Source organism: Pedobacter sp. JCM 36344 (genome assembly GCF_046546555.1).
In the GTDB taxonomy this organism is placed as follows: domain Bacteria; phylum Bacteroidota; class Bacteroidia; order Sphingobacteriales; family Sphingobacteriaceae; genus Pedobacter.
This window is the reverse complement of the sequence record NZ_JBKHKK010000009.1, coordinates 12870-32410: the sequence shown is the minus strand read 5'-3', so window position 1 is coordinate 32410 and position 19541 is coordinate 12870. Positions and strand designations below refer to the sequence as shown.

Annotated in this window: 17 protein-coding genes; 5 read left to right on the top strand and 12 right to left on the bottom strand. The window is 39.0% G+C overall.

Annotated elements, in window-relative coordinates:
* Positions 1-107 precede the first annotated feature (107 nt).
* Positions 108-1016 (top strand): hypothetical protein, encoded by a 909-nt coding sequence (locus tag ACHFIZ_RS10155; RefSeq protein ID WP_410885427.1) that lies wholly within the window; start codon positions 108-110, stop codon positions 1014-1016.
* On the opposite strand, the gene ACHFIZ_RS10150 is transcribed toward ACHFIZ_RS10155, so the two are convergent.
* Genes ACHFIZ_RS10150 through ACHFIZ_RS10135 form a run of 4 tightly spaced genes read right to left on the bottom strand, consistent with a single transcriptional unit; the run spans position 1008 to position 6709 of the window.
* On the bottom strand, positions 1008-4727 hold the full coding sequence (locus ACHFIZ_RS10150; protein ID WP_410885425.1) for an ATP-binding protein: 3720 nt from the start codon (positions 4725-4727) through the stop codon (positions 1008-1010). The genes ACHFIZ_RS10155 and ACHFIZ_RS10150 overlap by 9 nt on opposite strands.
* A 30-nt stretch (positions 4728-4757) precedes the next feature.
* On the bottom strand, positions 4758-5645 hold the full coding sequence (gene fabD, locus ACHFIZ_RS10145; RefSeq protein WP_410885423.1) for an ACP S-malonyltransferase: 888 nt from the start codon (positions 5643-5645) through the stop codon (positions 4758-4760).
* Between the two features lie 13 nt (positions 5646-5658).
* Complete coding sequence (gene folE, locus ACHFIZ_RS10140; protein ID WP_410885421.1) at positions 5659-6288, bottom strand: GTP cyclohydrolase I FolE; 630 nt, start codon at positions 6286-6288, stop codon at positions 5659-5661.
* Positions 6289-6298: 10 nt separating this feature from the next.
* Positions 6299-6709 carry a 6-pyruvoyl trahydropterin synthase family protein gene (locus ACHFIZ_RS10135; RefSeq protein WP_410885419.1) on the bottom strand — a complete coding sequence of 137 codons (411 nt, stop codon included), beginning with the start codon at positions 6707-6709 and terminating at the stop codon, positions 6299-6301.
* Positions 6710-6777: 68 nt separating this feature from the next.
* Between ACHFIZ_RS10135 and mqnB the strand changes: the two genes are divergently transcribed.
* Positions 6778-7431, top strand: a complete 654-nt coding sequence (gene mqnB, locus ACHFIZ_RS10130) for a futalosine hydrolase (protein ID WP_410885417.1) — start codon at positions 6778-6780, stop codon at positions 7429-7431.
* A 13-nt stretch (positions 7432-7444) separates the two neighbouring features.
* Positions 7445-8287, top strand: coding sequence for a menaquinone biosynthesis family protein (locus tag ACHFIZ_RS10125; RefSeq protein ID WP_410885415.1), 843 nt, complete (start codon positions 7445-7447; stop codon positions 8285-8287).
* On the opposite strand, the gene ACHFIZ_RS10120 is transcribed toward ACHFIZ_RS10125, so the two are convergent.
* From ACHFIZ_RS10120 to ACHFIZ_RS10090, 7 genes are all read right to left on the bottom strand, one after another.
* Positions 8284-8661, bottom strand: coding sequence for a hypothetical protein (locus ACHFIZ_RS10120; RefSeq protein WP_410885413.1), 378 nt, complete (start codon positions 8659-8661; stop codon positions 8284-8286). The two genes, ACHFIZ_RS10125 and ACHFIZ_RS10120, sit on opposite strands and share 4 nt — an antisense overlap.
* 4 nt (positions 8662-8665) lie before the next feature.
* Positions 8666-9898, bottom strand: coding sequence for an ABC transporter permease (locus tag ACHFIZ_RS10115; RefSeq protein WP_410885411.1), 1233 nt, complete (start codon positions 9896-9898; stop codon positions 8666-8668).
* Positions 9899-9912: 14 nt separating this feature from the next.
* Positions 9913-10551, bottom strand: coding sequence for an MBL fold metallo-hydrolase (locus tag ACHFIZ_RS10110; protein WP_410885409.1), 639 nt, complete (start codon positions 10549-10551; stop codon positions 9913-9915).
* Positions 10552-10555: 4 nt separating this feature from the next.
* A complete protein-coding gene (locus ACHFIZ_RS10105) occupies positions 10556-11140 on the bottom strand; it encodes a gliding motility lipoprotein GldD (protein WP_410885407.1) in 585 nt (194 codons plus the stop codon).
* A complete protein-coding gene (locus ACHFIZ_RS10100; protein ID WP_410885405.1) occupies positions 11140-11883 on the bottom strand; it encodes a shikimate dehydrogenase family protein in 744 nt (247 codons plus the stop codon). Before ACHFIZ_RS10100 ends, ACHFIZ_RS10105 begins: the two co-directional genes overlap by 1 nt.
* A 5-nt stretch (positions 11884-11888) precedes the next feature.
* Complete coding sequence (locus tag ACHFIZ_RS10095) at positions 11889-12659, bottom strand: phosphosulfolactate synthase (protein WP_410885403.1); 771 nt, start codon at positions 12657-12659, stop codon at positions 11889-11891.
* 65 nt (positions 12660-12724) lie between these two features.
* Positions 12725-14128, bottom strand: coding sequence for a tetratricopeptide repeat protein (locus tag ACHFIZ_RS10090; RefSeq protein ID WP_410885401.1), 1404 nt, complete (start codon positions 14126-14128; stop codon positions 12725-12727).
* A gap of 233 nt (positions 14129-14361) precedes the next feature.
* Between ACHFIZ_RS10090 and ACHFIZ_RS10085 the strand changes: the two genes are divergently transcribed.
* Positions 14362-15900, top strand: a complete 1539-nt coding sequence (locus ACHFIZ_RS10085) for an aldehyde dehydrogenase family protein (RefSeq protein WP_410885399.1) — start codon at positions 14362-14364, stop codon at positions 15898-15900.
* Between the two features lie 113 nt (positions 15901-16013).
* Positions 16014-18908, top strand: a complete 2895-nt coding sequence (locus tag ACHFIZ_RS10080) for an SNF2-related protein (protein ID WP_410885397.1) — start codon at positions 16014-16016, stop codon at positions 18906-18908.
* Here ACHFIZ_RS10080 and aat read toward each other — a convergent pair.
* Positions 18905-19537, bottom strand: coding sequence for a leucyl/phenylalanyl-tRNA--protein transferase (aat, locus tag ACHFIZ_RS10075; RefSeq protein WP_410885740.1), 633 nt, complete (start codon positions 19535-19537; stop codon positions 18905-18907). The genes ACHFIZ_RS10080 and aat overlap by 4 nt on opposite strands.
* Between the last annotated feature and the right edge of the window lie 4 nt (positions 19538-19541).

Sequence of the window (19541 nt, the reverse complement as noted above, 5' to 3'; positions counted from 1 at the left end):
AAGTAAACGATTTTTTTCAAAGTCTCATATAAAAACTCGGTTTTTTTTACCTTTTTGCATAATTTTAATTATGTTCGCGTTTTACCTAAAACGAAAAGATTTTAATAATGAATGATAAGACTGATTTAGTAAATAAGGGTGACCGCAATAAGATCTATTTTCTTATTGTGGTTATTGTCGCGTTACTAGGTACAAATGCTTATCTTTTTTTTAAAGACAAACATGAAAGCGAGCGTTTTGTTAACGTTAATACTGAAAAAGACCGATTAGAACTAGAAGTTGAAAAAATTGAGGTTGAGCTCGATAAAGTAAATTCAATAAACGTATCATTAAATGATAAATTAATTGATGGGCAAAGAATGGCCAGAAAGAAAATAGCTCAACTGAAACAAGCACTCCAAAAAGGTTTATTAACTCAGGAAGAACTTGCAAATGCGCAAAACCAAGTAAGAGAACTTAGAGGATTTCTGCAGAATTATAACGAAGACATTATGAAGCTTAAGCGGGAGAACTTCCATCTTAAGTCAGAAATGGATAGTCTTGCGTCCTATGCCCTCACTACCAGCCAGGAAGCTGAAACGCTTTCAAAGCGAAATGTGGAACTTAACGCCAAAATAAAGACTAGTGCTGCATTGAAAGCCTCAAATATTGTTGTGACGGCTTTTAAAATTAAAAGCAGCGGTAAAAACGTGGAAGTTACTAAAGCTAATACCACAAAAAAGCTTACTGTTACCTTCGAGATAGTGCCCAATCAGCTTGCTGCGAAGGACTACCATCAAATATATTTAAGAATATTCAATCCTTCAGGTAACTTAATTGCAGACGATGCGAACATGTTTGAAGCAGATGGCCAGGAAATGCAATTTACGATCGCTACATCCATTTCTTTCAATGACGACAATACAGCCTATAAAATGGACTGGATAAATCCGGGGCCATATGTGAAAGGTGTGTACGCCATCATCTTATATGCAGACGGCTACACAATGGGCCGTGCATCAATCGATTTAAGATAAGGGACAGGTCAAATAAAACGTTGTACCAACATTCATCACAGATTTGAATGAAACTGACCCCCCGGCATTTTCGACTGCTTGCTTAACAAACGCCAACCCAAGACCAGTTCCTGAAGACTTAGTAGTAAAGTTTGGAACAAAGATTTTTGTGTGAAGTGGCTGCTCTATACCCTTTCCATTGTCTTCTACTTCGATGTAGACCTGTTTTTGATCGCTATTAATAGTGATCTTGATCAAAGACTTTTGATTGTCTTTAGTGGCCTCTATGGCGTTTTTAAGGAGATTATTGAATGTTCTTAGCAGTTGATCCTTATCACCCTGTATATTAATATCTCCCCTAGCATGATTTAAAATATAAATTTCTACTTGCTCACTATTAGTAAATACATTTCTTGCTTGATTGATGATTGGAAGCAGCGAAAGCCTTTCTAACTTGGTATCAGGCATTTTAGCGAAGTTCGAAAACTCAGATGCAATAGTCGATAAACTATCTATTTGTTCTATAAAGGATTTATTGAAGCGTTCGAACTTGGATTCAAAATTTGGATCCTTCTCTTTCCAGGATTTCTCTAATAGCTGGACACCTAGCTTAAGTGGAGTCAGTGGGTTTTTAATTTCATGCGCAACTTGCTTTGCCATCTCTCTCCAAGCACTCTCCCGTTCTGACTTGGCCAACTTGATCGCACTTTCTTCCAATGCTGCAATCACCTTATTATACTCGCGGATCAAGGATCCAATTTCATCATGTCTCGACCATTGTATTGGTTGATTTTTCTGACCAAGTTTAGTCTTACGGATACTTTCCTGAATAAAAGTAAGGGGACTAGTGATCTGATTGGCAAGAAAAACTGCCAAAATTCCAATCCCTACAAATACCAAAGCATAGATATTAATCAATGTGTTAATGAAGATACCTATCTTGTTCTGGTAGTCTGCCTCATTTGCATAATAGGGAACACCTATATAACCAACTGTCTGATTTTGGAAATTTCGAATGGGCGCATATGCTGCTGAATAAGTAAAAGACCCTATTTTTTCACCATAATTTATAAATTCTGATTTTTGCAGTTTGCTTAAACTTATGAAAGCAACGGCCCCCATTCTCCTGTTAATTATCCCAAGATCAAACATCTTTGGCAAAGATGTGTAAAGCAGAACGCCATCTTTGTCATACAGATTCAGATAGGCCGCGTTAATATCAGCGAACTGGTTGAAGTCATTGATCGACTTGTCCGAAACTTGAGGGATGCCGCCAACTGAGATTTGCTTCTCGTAAGACTGTTGAACCTTTCTTATTTTGTCTTTAATGAAATTGTCCTGCTGAATCCGGTATTCTTTACTGATATAAAAATAAGTTGCCCATCCTACAATCAATAAGGTTGCTACCACAGAGAGAACTATGGAAAGCTGAATCCTTGTTTTGTAAAGTATTTTGTTGGCATTGATCATCAGCGACCTATTAATACTAAACCATCCGCCCCAACTTTCATCAATGTTCTTTAAAAGCCAAATCATGGTGTAAAGGATCACAGAGAATATTATGAAAACTAAGAAGAAGAATGATAGTGTTGCAAGCAGCATAATACTGGAAACATTTTCTTTACTGATCACGACAAGCTTGGACTTAATCGGAGCATAAACAAGGTGAGAATAGTTGGAGGTATCGTTGTAAAAAAAGGTCTTCCTTAATTTTGAGCTATATTCTGCATTGGAAATTTTATAGGTGTAGGTTCCAGACTGGCTTTCCAGCTTGCCATCTTTATAAAGGGCAATAGAATAATTGCTATAATCATTGTCGTTCTTTATCATCTTATCGACTAGGATTTCTGGAAGTTGACCCTTGTAGTTATAAGATTGTGACTTCAGTTCGATTACTAAAGTGCCAAGATTTCTTGGGCCTTCATAGATAGGAATGATGCCGAAATAATTCTGATATCCAAATGTGTCATTAAGGCGATAAAAGAAGTTCGATTCTGAGATTTTAATTGAGCCTGCTTGTACAAGCTTTTTAAAATAAGAAAGAGGTAGCGTTTCCTGTACGGCAGCTGATGAATCAAGGTTATTGTAAACAAATACATTATATTCAAAGCGAGGCAAAAAATTATCCAGGTATTGTTTGTCAATGTTCTTCCTGAGTTCTAGAACACTATTTAGGGCAGGCCGCTTAAAATAGTCCAGCACAAAATTATTTGACAATATTCCGCTTTCCAGATTCTCAATTGTACTAATTACGGAAATGTCATCTGGTGCAATTAGTTTCTGACCTATCGCTATACGCTTATCTTGCTCCTTGTCATCGATAAACTGTTGATATTTAAGCGATGTTATCGAAGCCAAACAGAAAAACAATGCCGCGAAAACACTTATAGAAAACTTATTTTCTCTGATGTAAAAATTCCAGCCGATGATGAAGATGAAAAAAGCGTACAAAACGAAGAAAATTGTGAAACCCGCTTGAAGTCTGAAAAAGAAGTAGGCCAAAAAAACAGAGAAGAATAGTAATAGGCGCTCCCTATTGGTTACATTAAGCTGCAGCGTAACCTGCATAAAAACGCTTGCAATGATATAAATATTAAACCAAACGAGACAAAGAATCACAATACTAACCCAACTGATCCAACCGAGGTTGATGATGTTTGTGATGTCAAAATTGATTTTAGAATTTTCTATCAACCCAAGAAAGGTCTGATCAAACAGAAAAGCCAGGAGGCCAAAAACAATCAAGAGCGCAAATTGAAAGATCAATCCTCCCACTTTATTTCTAGACAGCCAACTAGGAAGACTATACTTATTGGCGTAAGTAAAGATGAATAATACGACCCATGATATCGCTATCACATTGAGTAAAAAATCTCCTAATGAGGGTAGAAAAAAACTTTCTGCATATACGCTTGGATTAAACATTGACAGCTCAAACTGTTGATTGAACCATCCATACTCTAGATCAGTGATTCGAATGGTAAAAAAAAATAAAGCGATTAGCGCTGTTGCTGCGATGAGATTTCCACGCTTAGCAAGCCAGGAACAAAAGGAATTAAAGAATAAACAAAAGCTAAAAAGGCCGACTATCCACAGCCAGATTTCGATGCTGGCATAGATACTTTTAGAATAACCTTGTTTTAGTTTTACTTCAAAAAGGACTTTACCAGCCAAATTAACTATCGGAGATACCTCGTAATCAGCAAAAGTAGCCCGGGCTAACGAATTGTTATCCAGCAAATAATTGGAAATTCCATTCTCCAGGTATTGGTTTTGTATGGAATACTGGGTCTCTACCTGAATTAAAAAGAAGATGGTTTCATCATCAATAGTCTTTTTTATCACCTCGTACCACCCATTGTTGAACTGTAGAAAAGAAGAGCCTTCTTTAATCAGTTCGGGATTTGAGGGGATTGCTTTAATAGAGCTCCAGAACTTAAGTTCATCACCCTCATACGTCAAAATATTTATCCCCAGATCACGATACTTTGCAACGAACGCAAGTCCAAGTTCCTCATTTTTATAAAACTTACTTGCATTTTTCAGCTCATTCTTATTGGAAAGAAATCGGTAAACAACCCTTTCCTTTTGAGCCAGGTTTGACTGAAGACTTGTCGCTTCGTAACGGAGTAACTCTTTTTTTGTTATGGAGTGCCTCAAAGAAACAGCTGTAATAATGCAGCAGGCGCCTAATATTAATAAAAGAAATCTTATTTTACTTCCTATACTCACGCCGCTATATTTAAGTTGCCGCTAACTAGACTAGACCGCAGCTATAGTAGCTGAACTCGTTGGCATTGTTCGGTTAACCTTTTTTACGAGACCTTGTAAAACATTTCCAGGGCCTACTTCAACAAACTCTGTAGCTCCATCCGCAATCATTTGTTCCATTGCCTGCGTCCACTTTACCGCACCTGTTAGTTGGGTTATAAGGTTTTCTTTAATCTTTTGTGGGTCACTGTTTGCTTCTGGGAATACGTTTTGGTAAATCGGACAAATTGGAGGCAATACGGACACCTTCTCAATCGCTGCCTTAAGCTCAACTCTTGCAGGTTCCATTAAAGGTGAATGGAAAGCGCCACCTACATTTAATTTCAATGCGCGTTTGGCACCAGCAGCAGTTAATTCTTCGCACGCTTTGTCTATACCTGCAATACTTCCAGAAATAACGATCTGACCAGGGCAATTGTAATTGGCCGCGACAACAATGTCCTCAATACCACTACATATATCTTCAACGACGTTATCTGAGAGCCCTAGAATGGCAGCCATGGTAGATGGCTGTACTTCACATGCCTTTTGCATCGCATTAGCTCTTGTGATCACTAACCTCAATCCATCCTCAAATGATAACGCGGACGCTGCAACTAATGCAGAAAACTCACCTAAAGAGTGTCCAGCAACCATATCTGGCATAAAACTATCTCCAAGCGTTTTTGCCAAAATAACCGAATGTAAGAATATAGCTGGTTGTGTAACATTAGTTTCTTTTAGCTGTTCCTCCGTACCTGAAAACATAATGTCGCTGATTCTAAAACCAATAATCTCATTCGCCCGCTCAAACAGTCGCTCTGCTATTGGATTTCCATACAACTCTTTTCCCATTCCTGAAAATTGAGCACCCTGCCCCGGAAATATATATGCTTTCATAGTATCTCTAATGTTAATGTAGGTTGGCCGTGATCAGCCTTAAAAATTCTGCCCTTGTTTTATCTTTAGCAAACTCACCGGTAAAAGCAGAAGTTGTGGTTACCGAATTCTGCTTTTGTATGCCGCGCATTGCCATGCAGAGATGTCTACACTCAATCACAACTGCCACACCAGCGGGTCGCAATGTATCTTGAATACAATCTCTGATCTCATTTGTAAGTCGTTCTTGTACCTGCAAACGCCTGGAAAAGGCATCAACTACACGTGGGATTTTACTTAGGCCTACAATATGGCCATTTGGGATATAGGCAATGTGGGCTTTACCAAAAAAAGGAAGCATATGGTGTTCACACATAGAATACACTTCTATATCTTTCACAACAACCATCTGACTATAATCCTCCTTAAACATTGCGCTACGTAGAATTTCTGAAGGGTTCAGGTCGTATCCGTGAGTCAGGTATTGGAGTGCCTTTGCCACTCGCTCAGGAGTCTTCAACAGGCCTTCCCTTTCAGGATCCTCACCAAGTTGAGTTAGAATGTCTTTATAATGATGCGCTATAGACTCAGTTTTTGCTACATTATAACGGTCTATTTTGATATATCCGTTCTCCTCATCGTCTAAATGTTCCATTTGATTCATAAGAGTTTTGTTAACCGAAGTACTCTACAAAGTTATTTTCGGTTTCATAAATTTTAATGCAATGTAGTTGTGCGTCGGACTCAGCAATCAACGGCTCAATTTGCTCCCATATAGCTACAGCAAGATTCTCGGTAGAAGCTAATTTATCCTTCATAAAATCAACGTCAAGATTTAAATTTCTATGGTCGATTTTATCTACTACAGAAGTATTCATAATGTCCTTAAGCCATTTTAAATCTACCAAAAATCCGGTCTCCGGACTTATTTCCCCTTTTACAGTTACATAGAGCTGGTAGTTGTGCCCATGCCAATTGGGATTTGCACACTTTCCAAAAACTGCTGTGTTTTCTTCTTCTGTCCAATCTGGCCGCGACAATTTATGGGCGGCATTGAAAGATGCTTTTCTGGTTATATATATCATGGCAGTTTATATTATTGACAAACTTAGATAAAAGTTTGCTAAATTCATGACCTAAAGGTTTCCCATCAATGAAAATCCTCCTTGTTGCCGCAACCCGGGTAGAAATATCAATACTTATAGAAAACTTTAATCTCCCTGATGGTGACTTTATACAATCAGAGAATTTCGACCTATTGATCACCGGTGTAGGTATGACCGCAACAGCGTTTGCACTCGGACAAAAGCTTTCCGATAAATATGGTCTTGTGTTGAATCTTGGTATTGCAGGGAGCTTTAATAAGAAGATTCCGCTGGGGACTTTACTGAACATCAATTCAGATGAATTCTCGGAATTGGGCGCCGAGGATGATGCTGAATTCTTGACTATTGAAGAACTTGGCTTTGGAAAAGGGGCTTATAACGTTGTAAATAATCTACTTGATGATAGATTTGAAAACATAAAAAAAGTGAAGGGCATCACGGTAAACATGGTTCATGGCAAGAAAAGTAGCATCGATCAGATCGTTAAGCGCTTAAATCCAACAACAGAAAGTATGGAAGGAGCCGCTGTGCTTTACTGTTGTGAGCAGCTAGCCATTCCTTGCCTTCAGATGAGAAGTATTTCTAATTACGTGGAACCCAGAAACAAAGAAAATTGGAACATAGGGCTTGCCATTGCCAACCTGAATAAATGGGCAATTGACTTTTTGACAAATGGGCAACTAAGCAGTTTCCGGTTGTAACTACCTTTATCCTATGAAACTTACACTTGGCTTTTCCCCATGCCCTAATGATACATTTATCTTTGATGCATTAATTCATCATAAAATTGATACGGAAGGAATAGAGTTTGAAGTTTCCTTTGACGATGTCGAAACGCTAAATCAAAAGGCACTCAAAGCTGAACTCGATATCACTAAGCTAAGTTTTCATGCCTACGCTTATGTGCATGAACAATATGTGATCCTGGATGCAGGTAGCGCTCTTGGGTTCGGAGTCGGGCCTTTATTGATCTGCAAAAATCAACACGTGGCAAATAATCTTGATCCCGAATTATTAGTTGGAATTCCAGGTTTGTACACCACGGCTAACTTTCTATTAGGCATCGCCTATCCACAACTTGGAAATAAAAAGGAATTGCTATTTTCGGATATTGAGTCTTCTCTGCTAGATGATAAAATAGATATCGGACTCATTATTCACGAAAACAGATTCACGTACGAAGGGAAGGGATTGCATAAAATTATTGACCTGGGAAGTTATTGGGAAACATTAACCGGATGTGCCATACCCTTAGGAGGAATAGTAATTAACAGATCCTTAGATCCGAATGTCCAGCATAAAGTAAACCGTCTCCTCAGAAAATCAGTAGAATATGCTTTCGCAAATCCTAAATCTGGTCTTGATTTTATAAAAAGTAATGCACAAGAAATGAATGAGGAGGTAATGTATAAACACATTGACCTTTACGTCAACGATTATTCAATTAATTTAGGAATAGAAGGGAGAAAAGCCATTAACGTAATGTTTAAAATCGCAGAACAAAAGGGAATTATTTCACCTTTAAAAACAGACATTTTTCTCATGCCACTTTCTTAATTACAAGGCCCGTCTGGAATCTCCTTCGTTATTTTCAACACTTTAGTTACCACCATTGTAGAATCAAAGTCGGCTGAAACCATTAAACGATCTGATTTGATCAAATGGCACTCCACTTCAATATAGACGGGTTCATATGGCTTTTCGAAATTAAAATTGCTATAGGCTAGTTCAAGAGTTTTCGCACTGTCGGCTACCCAGTATTCCTTTCCTTCTTCACAATCTGTAAACGATTTGATCTCGGGACCGAAACTATACAACCCTTTCAATATCTTAAAGGTATCCTTATTCTCCTCAACCTTATCGTGGTTACAGGCAGTTACCACTAGTATGATGGTAAAAGCTAGAATGATTGATCTCCTAAAAAGGTTCATAACTTTATAATTCTTGGTTTAAATGGTTTATTTTTTTTACACTTAAATTAGCAGACAAAGCTGATGCCACAAACGAAAATATACTCACTGTAAAAAAGACAAGTACAAAATCTGTCCATTTAAAGCTGATAGGGTAAGCATTTGAGATCATCAGGTTTTCCTGAGACATCTTGACAAATCCAAATTTTTGTTGAAACAAGCAAAATACAAAAGCCGCCAATAGGCCAAATACGCATCCAGTCATGGTAATCATCATGCCTTCAAATAGAAATATCCTCTTAATTAGCTTCTTGCCAGCCCCCAGACTACTCAAAATAGCGATATCCGTTAATTTATCTATTACCAGCATGGTCAAAGATCCTATGATGTTGAAAATAGCAATGATCAGAATAAATGTTAAGATAATATAGACAGCCCATTTTTCGCTTCCTAGAATGTTATAAAGAACCCTATTTTGCTGAATACGATCCTTGACATCAAACCGGCCTCCAATTCGATGTTCTATATTATCTTTAAAATCCGCAGCATTGACACCCCGTTTCAGATTGATCTCTATAGATGATATGTTTTCAGGCTCACTCAAAAGTTCTCGTGCAAACTTTAAAGGTACTATAGCAATGTTGTCAAAGTCCTGCTGCACTTCAAACACGCCCGATACAGGTATAGATAAAGTAGTAAAATCATCTGCCGGATTAATTGAACTTGCATTTGACCCTTTTTTAGGCGAGAAGACTTGGAGCTGGTTAAAGGGGTCTGTGATGTTTACCATCAAATAAGTTTGTATGGCAGAGCCTAGAACTGCAAAATTGCCTGTGCTGTTATTCAACATAAATTTGCCTTCCACGGTAATGCTATCCAACTTTTTATTTTTCAAATACTGGTCGCTAACGCCTTTTATTAAACCAACAGATTGTTTGTCGTTGTACCTAAGCAAAGCATTCTCCGAAAGAACTTCGGAATAAGAGTAAATGTCTCTACTCTTTTTAAGTGAAATGAAATAACTCGAGTTGGGAGCAAACGTTTTACCTTGCTTTGGCGAGATGACAATTTCAGGCGTAATGGTGTTAAACATTTTCAATACAACTTCCCCAAAGCCATTGAAGACTGACAGAATTATAATTAATGCCGCACTCCCTACAAATACACCAACAGCAGATATTGCTGAGATAATATTGATCGCATTTGTCGATTTTTTCGCGAACAGATATCGGCGAGCGATATAAAAAGGAGTGTTCAATTGCTATATATCAATTAGGTTAAAAACGGATTGTGTTGCTTTTCAAAACCGATCGTGGTAGAAGGCCCGTGACCTGGAAAAACCGTACAGTCGTCCCGCAATATAAACAAGTTATTCTTGATGCTGCTGATCAATTGTGCATGGTTTCCACCCGGAAGGTCTGTTCTTCCAATACTGTTTTGGAATAACACGTCTCCGCCAATTAAGAAATTATCTTCTCTTGCATAAAAGCACAAATGAGCAGGAGAATGGCCTGGCGCAAATATCAATTCCAAGGTACTTGAACCAAAGCTAACTGTTCCTTGCTCTGCAAGAAAAACTTCAGGTTCTGGAGAAAGCTCATAGGCTAAACCCATCTGAGGCGCATATCCGGGTATCGAATGAAGTACAATCAATTCTCCATGATGAAACTGTGGCTTCAATACCCAGTTATCAAAAACAAATTTATTCCCGAAAACATGGTCATAGTGGCAGTGGGTATTGAGCAACAACACTGGGTTTAATCGGTTATCCATTATAAACCTATAAAATTCATTTTGCTCCTCTGAATCATACATACCAGGATCAATAATCACGCAATCATTTGTGTCATCAAACAAAATGTAAGTGTTCTCTCTTACTGGGTTAAATGTAAATTTCTTAATCTTTATCATACTGCTAATGGTTCCATTTAAAAGTACTGATCATCTTGTCCAAGTCCTTTTTTATAAAATCAACAACCGGTTGAATCGAATCGTACTGCGGTCGCTCATTGAAATAGAGTGCCCCCCTAAAATAATGTTTAGCACTATCGGTAAGAAAAAATTGGACTGAAGAGGCCGTATTGCCTTCGATTGCGTAATATACGCCATAAACCTTTCTATCTGGATAATTGATGAGCTTTTGATCTATCGAATTGGCCTTTACTGTGTGTTTGAATGCGAAAGTCCTGGCATCTTCTACCAAACCTTCGTATTCATTCTTGGATGACACATCATAGTACGTCATATGAAGTCTTCCGTTAAACTGTTTAAAGTAAAGGTTGTACCAGCAAGCCTCTCCAGTCTTATTACCCTCCGCTACCATTTCTGCGTACAAGGGATATTCAAAAGAATAAGCACAACCTTTATCAAACAAGCGATACGTCTTCTTTGGAAATTCAATATTAAAATATCCACGGGGTTTCGGGGAATAACTCTCCCCTCCACATGAACAGAGCATAGTAACGAATCCCATAAACGCAAAAACTGGAAGATTTTTCATTATCTGTTCCAAAGATACCACGATCTTTCCGCCTGCAGGTATAACATTTCCAGGCCATTTTTGATTTTAGCATCCTGAACTTTGGCCTTATTTAAAAATGTGGTCTCTTCAGGATTGTAAACAAGATCGTAAGCCAAGTGGTTGGCCGTTAAGTACTGGTAAGGCAAATCTGGTGAAGATACAACGTTAGGTGACATCCCCAATGGTGTGGTATTGATAACTACAGTGTATTCCGAAAGTAGCTCTTCATCTATTTCGTCGTATAAGATCGAACTATCAGTTGGACTCCTGGTGACAATTATAAAGGGCATACCCAATTTGTTCAACACATACTTAATTGCTTTAGCAGCACCACCATCACCAAGAACTATGGCCTTGTTATGCCATGGTTCCAACAATGGCTTTAACGACTCTTCAAAACCATAAGCATCAGTGTTAAATCCCTTGAGTGTGGCAAATTTCTGCTTTCCGGTAATTCTTATGCAGTTAACAGCACCTATGGCGCGCGCAGCCTCATCAATTTCATTCAAAAAAGGCAGTACTTCTAACTTATAAGGAATCGTGACGTTTAGCCCCTCTAAATCTGGATTATCCATCAATAGTTCGCCCAGTAAATCAATAGTTTTTATCGGATAAAGATCGTATTCACAGTCTTCTATTCCCTCAGCCTGAAACTTCTGGTTGAAAAACTTCTTTGAAAAAGAATGAGATAAAGGATATCCAATAAGACCAAACTTTCTCATTATGACTACAAATTATTCAAATCAATGAAATGATCAAAGGTATCCCCACGTAATCCCAGTCGGATTGTCTCTAGCGGAATAACTTCCGCAGGTGCAATATTTCCTAGGTTAACATTAGCACCAAGAAGTTTGATGAACCAGACTTGCTGCTCCTTTTGTGGTGCCTCCCAAATGATTGTTTCTTCTGGGATTTGAGTTAATATTTCATCAACTAAACCTTCTCTAACTTCGCCGGAGCCGCGGTAAATCCCAACATTTCCACCTTCTCGCGCTTCCGCGATAACCTTCCATGACCCCGCATCAAGCTCGGCCTGCATCAATTTGATCCATTTATAAGGTGCAAATATTTTCGCCGCATCTTTTGAACCAACTTCAGATATCACAGTAACATGTTTTGATAGCTTACTTATAAACTCGCATTTAAGATCATGCTCTATTGTGATCGATCCATCAGAAACTTCTACATATTCCATGTCGTATTTCTCCAAAACCCGGCAATAGTCATCGAATTGATTCCTGATAATGAACGCTTCGAAAAGTGTTCCTCCAAAATAAGTAGGTATGCCTGCAGATTTGTATATTGATAGCTTCTCTTTTAGCTTTGGGGTTACAAACGATGTAGCCCAACCAAGTTTCACAATATCAGAATGAATACCTGCAACGTCAATAAAGTCTTCCGTTTGTCTTAAACTTAGTCCCTTATCCATTACCATTGTAATCCCTTTATCACGAGGCTTTACTGGGCGCTCTGGTATGTTGTTTAATGAATAATTCATATTACTGGCAAAGGTGAAAAAAATCAGACAGTTTTTCTAGGTAATATTTAATAAACTCCCCAGTGCTACTTTATGTAACGATTAATTACCTCTAAAATAGATCCATTTTCAGCCAGTTGCGGCAAGTATTCAAAAAGGATATGATGCTTATTCGGATCTGTCGTCAATGCTGTTTCTAAATAGATAAGTGCCTCATTCTTTTGTCCTAGTGCAAACAAATAAGCAACCATTCTATAATACAGTTCCGCAGCATCTGGATTATTTTTGATGGCATCAGAAATAGTTTCTGATGCCTCTAAGAGTTTACCCTGCTCGTACAAAACGGTAGAAAAATCTAGCCAGGCTTCCACATCGACGGGGTTATATTCCAACACTTTGTTGTAGGCTTCAACAGAAAGCTCAATCTGACCGAGTTTATAATATGCATCAGCCATCGCGAACCAGAAATCGGGATTTTCATCGTCAAGGTCAATGGCTTTCTTATAGAAATGAAGGGATTCAAAGAAACGTTCCTCAAAGTTCAGCGTTACTCCTATTCCGAACCAGGCATCTGCCATTTTAGCGTCCATCTTAACTGATTTCTTATAGTATGACCTTGCCTCATCCATTTTTTCCAACTTCTCATAGCACTCGCCAATTGCACAATACGTATCTGCATTCGGCTTCTCATACTCGAAAGTCTGTTTGTAGACTTCAATTGCTTCGGCATACTTGTCTAGCTGCACAAGGGCATTACCCTTGTTATAGTAAGCAGACGCAAAGTTATCTTTGATTAGAATTGCGTAGTCATAGGCATCAATTGCCTTTTCAAACAAGTCAATCTTATGGTAGGAGTTGGCGAGATTATACCATGCCGCATAAGAATACGGGTCCTTATCTATATACTCTTCATAAAATTGAATACTTTCTTCCTGCTTATCAAGAATATCGTAACAAAAAGCCAGTTCATATAACCCGTCTTTATTCTCCATATTCAATTCCAGGCTTTGTTTGATATATACGATTGCACTTTCGTAGTCCAACATGTTCTGATAGACATAGGCTATTTGCAGCAGAATCTCATCAGTAGTTTCCGCGAATTCCAAAGCCTGCTTAAAATTTTCCAACGCCTCAGGATGGCGTTCCAGGCTATTGTAAATATTTCCTCTTAAGATATAAATCTCCGGCTCCGATGCTTCCAGCATTTCGGCTTTCTGTAAAGACAGGAAAGACCGCTCTATCTGGTCAGTTACAAAAAACAATTGGGCTTGTTTAACGAGAAATACAGCAGCATAAGGATGCTGATTTGCGGCATACTCTACGACTTGAAGCGCCTTAACCGGATCGTTTTTTTCAATGTAGTAATCAATAATATTTTCAAAAGCCTGCGCATCGAAAAAATATTGATCTTGATTGCGTAGCATTTCCTCATAGCGCTCTACCGAACGTTGTGCATCATCACTAAACTCAAAATAAAATTCCTCTTCCATATATCGACTTATTTTTAACAGATCCCTGTGTTAAATATACCTGATAAGTTTACAATAATATTTATACAACTTTTCAAATAATTATCCACATACAAACAACACTATGTATAATTAACTGATAATAAATGTGATGGGTTTTGTCTGCAGAAATGTTTTACAAAATAACGTAACTTTAAATAAACACAAGTAATCACAGGGTCACGAATTCAGCCTGACTCCACAACAATATCCCTATGCAACACAATATTGAGGAAGTTTTAAGCAATCTGAATATCAAAGATCAAAATCCCGGTTACAGTACGGGAACCGAATGGCAGACCTCCTCCTCCGGAAAAAGAATCGACAGTTTTTCTCCCGTAAATGGGAAAGTAATTGCTTCTTTAAGCCTGGCCTCATCAGACGACTACAACCACGTAATTGATACGGCTCAGACTGCGTTTACATACTGGAAAACAGTGCCAGCACCAAAAAGAGGTGACATTGTTCGTGAACTTGGTAATGCTTTAAGGGCAACTAAAAACTACCTCGGTACACTTGTCTCGTACGAAATGGGCAAAAGCCTGCAGGAAGGATTAGGAGAGGTGCAGGAAATGATAGACATCTGTGACTTTGCTGTCGGATTGTCCAGGCAACTTTACGGACTCACCATGCATTCTGAGCGGCCAAATCACAGAATGTATGAACAATGGCATCCACTAGGTATCGTAGGCATTATCTCGGCATTTAATTTCCCCGTCGCAGTATGGAGCTGGAATGCTGCACTTGCACTTGTATGTGGTAATGTCTGCGTCTGGAAACCATCCTCTAAGACTCCGCTTTGCGCTATCGCTTGTCAGCATATTTTGGCTAAAGTCCTGAAAGAAAACAAAATGCCGGAGGGTATTTCCAACATTATTATCGGCAATCAGGTAGGAGACATGATGACTAACGATAGAAAACTTCCTTTGATCTCTTTTACTGGCTCTACCAAAGTTGGCAGAATAGTTTCTGCTGCCGTAGCTTCGAGGTTTGGTCGTAGTATACTGGAATTAGGCGGAAACAATGCCATAATTATTTCAAAATATGCGGATCTTGATATGTCGCTCATTGGTGCTGTCTTTGGCGCAGTAGGTACAGCAGGACAGCGTTGTACGTCGACAAGGCGACTAATTATTCATGAGGACATCTATGAACAATTTAAAGCAAAGCTGGTAAAGGCTTATGGGCAATTGAGAATAGGAAATCCTTTAGATCAGCACAATCATGTAGGCCCATTAATAGATAAGGAAGCAGTAAAGTTGTACAGTGAAGCTATTCAAAACGGCAAAGTCCAGGGTGCAAAATACATCGTTGAAGGCTTAGCATTAAGCGGTGATCATTACAGTTCAGGCTGTTACGTGCAACCCTGCATTGCTGAAGTAGATAACAATTTTAAGATTGTTCAGGAAGAAACTTTTGCCCCAATTCTATATCTGATAAAATACAGCAGCCTCGACGAAGCCATCCGCATACAAAATGATGTTCCACAAGGGTTATCATCTGCAATTATGACACTCAATCTCCGAGAAGCAGAACAATTTTTATCAGCTTCGGGATCCGACTGTGGCATCGCCAATGTAAATATTGGCACCTCTGGAGCAGAGATCGGCGGGGCTTTTGGTGGTGAGAAGGAAACTGGTGGAGGAAGAGAAAGCGGCTCAGATGCATGGAAAGGTTACATGCGCCGACAAACCAACACGATCAACTATTCAAACACGCTCCCACTCGCTCAGGGGATAAAGTTCGACCTGTAGAAAAAAATTAGAAATCTGGACTAATTGGCCTTTTATATTTGAAAGAACACCCAATTTGATGTAAGTTTAGAAATTTTTAATACTTAAGTCCCCACCATTTTAACTCTTGCTCAATGTTACGTGTAGATAATACCAAGCCTTGCAAAGTCGTATATTCATTATGTAAGCATGCGTATCTTGGTTATCTTATTGAACCTCACATTGTACAGCTAAACCCACAGGGTGATTTCTCTTTAACGTATCAAAGGTTATTTTCCCATACGGCTAAAGAGTTTGCGAGACATCTATCTGAGCGCGACTTCAAGCTTATTAAAATCCTTGATGAAACAGAACAGGATTACATCATCAAAAAGTACCAGAAGAAAGCAGTAAGACCAGTGGAATTTTTTAGCAAGTTCTTTAATGATAAGTTTTACGATAGCGTTCGCCCTAAAATAGAAAAAAGACTGTCCGAAGTCCTTGAAGTACTGAAAACAGAAGGATTATTATACCTCACGGATAAGGACGGCTGGCCGGCAGAACGAAAGATCGATATTGCAAATACAGCCTCTACAGTGCTCTTTCATTTTAGAAGGAACGACGTTGAAACAAGATACTTTCCGACAATAAAATATCAGGATCTACGAATAGACTTCATGTTTAAAGACGCTCAGGTCATAAGTAATCAGCCTGCCTGGCTATTATTGAACGATATCCTGTATTTTTTTGAACAGGATATCGAAGGCAAAAAACTGTTGCCCTTTCTAAATAAACGTTTTATAACAATACCCAAAGCGACTGAAGAAACCTATTTTGAGAAATTCGTTGCTCCGCTAATTGAGAAGTATCATGTGTATGCAGAGGGGTTCGACATCAAAACCGTTAGGCATAATCCAATACCAACGCTGAAGATTATTTACGTGGAAGGCGGAATATCACAGCTCCAGCTCTACTTCAGATATGGAACCTACGTATTCTCCATGGGCAATGAGAAGAAGGTAACGGTCCGCTTTGAGAAAGAAGCAGACAATTACATCTTCACAAGGATCAAGAGAGATGCCCATTTTGAGCAGCAACATTTCAACATACTTACCGGGCTCGGACTGAAAAAGACCAGCGCCCTATTTTACAACCTTGAAGTAAATCACGATGCTGAAGAGGGTCACTCTTACGCCATCATAAATTGGATAAATGAACATATTGAGTTGCTGAAAGAGAAAGGATTTGAGATCGAACCGCCCTCAGGAAATAAAAAGTTCTTGTTTGCCAGCAACAAGATCGACTTCGAAATCAATGAAGACAATGATTGGTTTGATATCAATGCAATCGTTTATTTTGGCAATCATCCAGTTCCGTTCATTTCCCTAAAGCAACATATCTTACATAAAAAACGCGAATTTATATTGCCTGACGGTTCTATCGCCATCATTCCCGAGAAATGGTTCACACAGTACAGCAGCCTGTTTAGCTTGGCTGATGGCTCTAAGGCACTGAGATTAAAAAAACATCACATTGGCCTGATTAATGAACTTGCTGAAGACGGTATCACCAGCGTTACACTAAGCCGTAAGCTAGAAAGGTTAAACAACTTCGAAAACATTGCAGACATACAAATGCCCGTTAATTTTAAAGGTGATCTGCGCAGTTATCAGAAAGCAGGTTACAACTGGTTTAGCTTTCTTAGGGAATACAATTTCGGGGGTTGCCTGGCAGATGATATGGGTTTAGGTAAAACCATTCAAACTCTGGCCATGCTCCAAAAGCTTAAAGAAGAGGATGAGCAAATTAAAACCCATAGTACTTCATTAATCGTGATGCCAACCTCTCTAATCTATAACTGGATGAATGAGGCAAAAAAGTTCACGCCAAAGCTTCAGATACATGCACACACAGGAACATTGAGGGATAAGGATGTGAGCATCTTCGCAAAGTTTGACATCATAATCACTACTTATGGCATAACAAGAGTTGACGTAGAACTTCTGAAAAATTTTTACTTTAACTACATCATTCTTGATGAGAGTCAGAATATCAAAAACCCTACATCCAAGTCCTTTAAGGCAGTTAAAGCATTGAAATCAAGGAATAAGCTTATCCTGAGCGGCACACCTGTGGAGAACTCCGTGGCCGATCTATGGACACAACTCACTTTTCTAAATCCAGGACTTCTGGGCACTCAGGCATTTTTCAACGAAGAATACGTACAGGCCATAGAAAAGAAAAAAGACGAGGATAAGGCACGAAAACTTCAGGCAATCATAAAACCTTTCGTGTTACGAAGAACTAAAGAACAAGTAGCTTCAGAATTGCCATCAAAAACAGAACAGGTGTTCTATTGCAACATGAGCGAAGATCAGGCTGCATATTACGAAAAGACAAAATCGGCCTATCGCAATGACATGCTTAGCAGTATGGATAATGGCACATTCAAGAAAAAGCAAGTACAATTATTGCAAGGCCTGACGGCGCTGAGACAACTTGCAAATCATCCGGTAATGATAGACGAAACTTATGAGTCTGACTCTGGTAAGTTCGAGAATGTTATTCATACACTTGACAACGTACTTAAAGGCGGCCATAAAGTATTGATCTTTTCGCAATTCGTAAAGCATCTTGGAATCTTTAAAAAATATTTTGAAAGGGAGAGCATTCCATTCGCTTACCTGGATGGTTCGACAAAGAACCGTGGAGAAATAGTTGTAGATTTTCAAAAGAATACAAAACTAAAGGTATTTCTGATCTCGATAAAGGCAGGCGGAGTCGGCTTGAACCTAACTCAGGCGGACTATGTGTTTATTCTTGACCCATGGTGGAATCCAGCGGTTGAGCAACAGGCAATAGACAGGACACATAGAATAGGGCAGGAAAAGAAAGTATTCATCTATAAATTTATAGCGAAAGACACGGTGGAAGAGAAAATCCTGGCGCTTCAGAACCGTAAAAAACGATTGGCAAGCTCACTAATCACAACGGAAGAAAGCTTCATTAAATCGCTTAGCAAAGAGGACATCAGAGAGATTCTAAGTTAACCCTGCAGATAGCTGTAATATTGGGCGCTACTAATAATCACGGCACCCATGCTTAGCAAATGATCGTTGGGAAGCTGACAATCGATAAGTTTAAATTCTCCAGACTTACATAAAAAGATCAGAGCAATTTTAGAAGCATTACTTTCCAGGCTAAACATACTTTCTCCGCAAAATACATCACCCATAAGCACACCATAAAGGCCGCCAATAAGCACACTTTCTCTCCAGACCTCTACACTACTAGCATAACCTTGGCGGTGTAAAGCAATATAAGCTTCCTGCATTTCTCGCGTGATCCATGTTCCGGGCTGGTCTTTTCGGCCGACTTTTGCGCAATTCAAAATTACTTCTTCAAACGCCTGGTTAAAGGTCAGCCTGAGCCCTGCGGTTCTTAACACTTTTCTCATGCTTTTACTAATTTTTATGCCTTCGGGATAGATTACACATCGTTCATGAGGAGAAAACCAGCAGATTGGGTCATCTTCACTAAACCAGGGGAAAATACCGTTCTCATAAGCCAAGAGCAGCCGCTCGGTACTCAAATCTCCTCCAACGGCTAAGAACCCATCAGGATCCGCCAGCTCTGGATTCGGAAAGAATAGCTCATCTTCAGGCAATCTAAAAACCATCAAG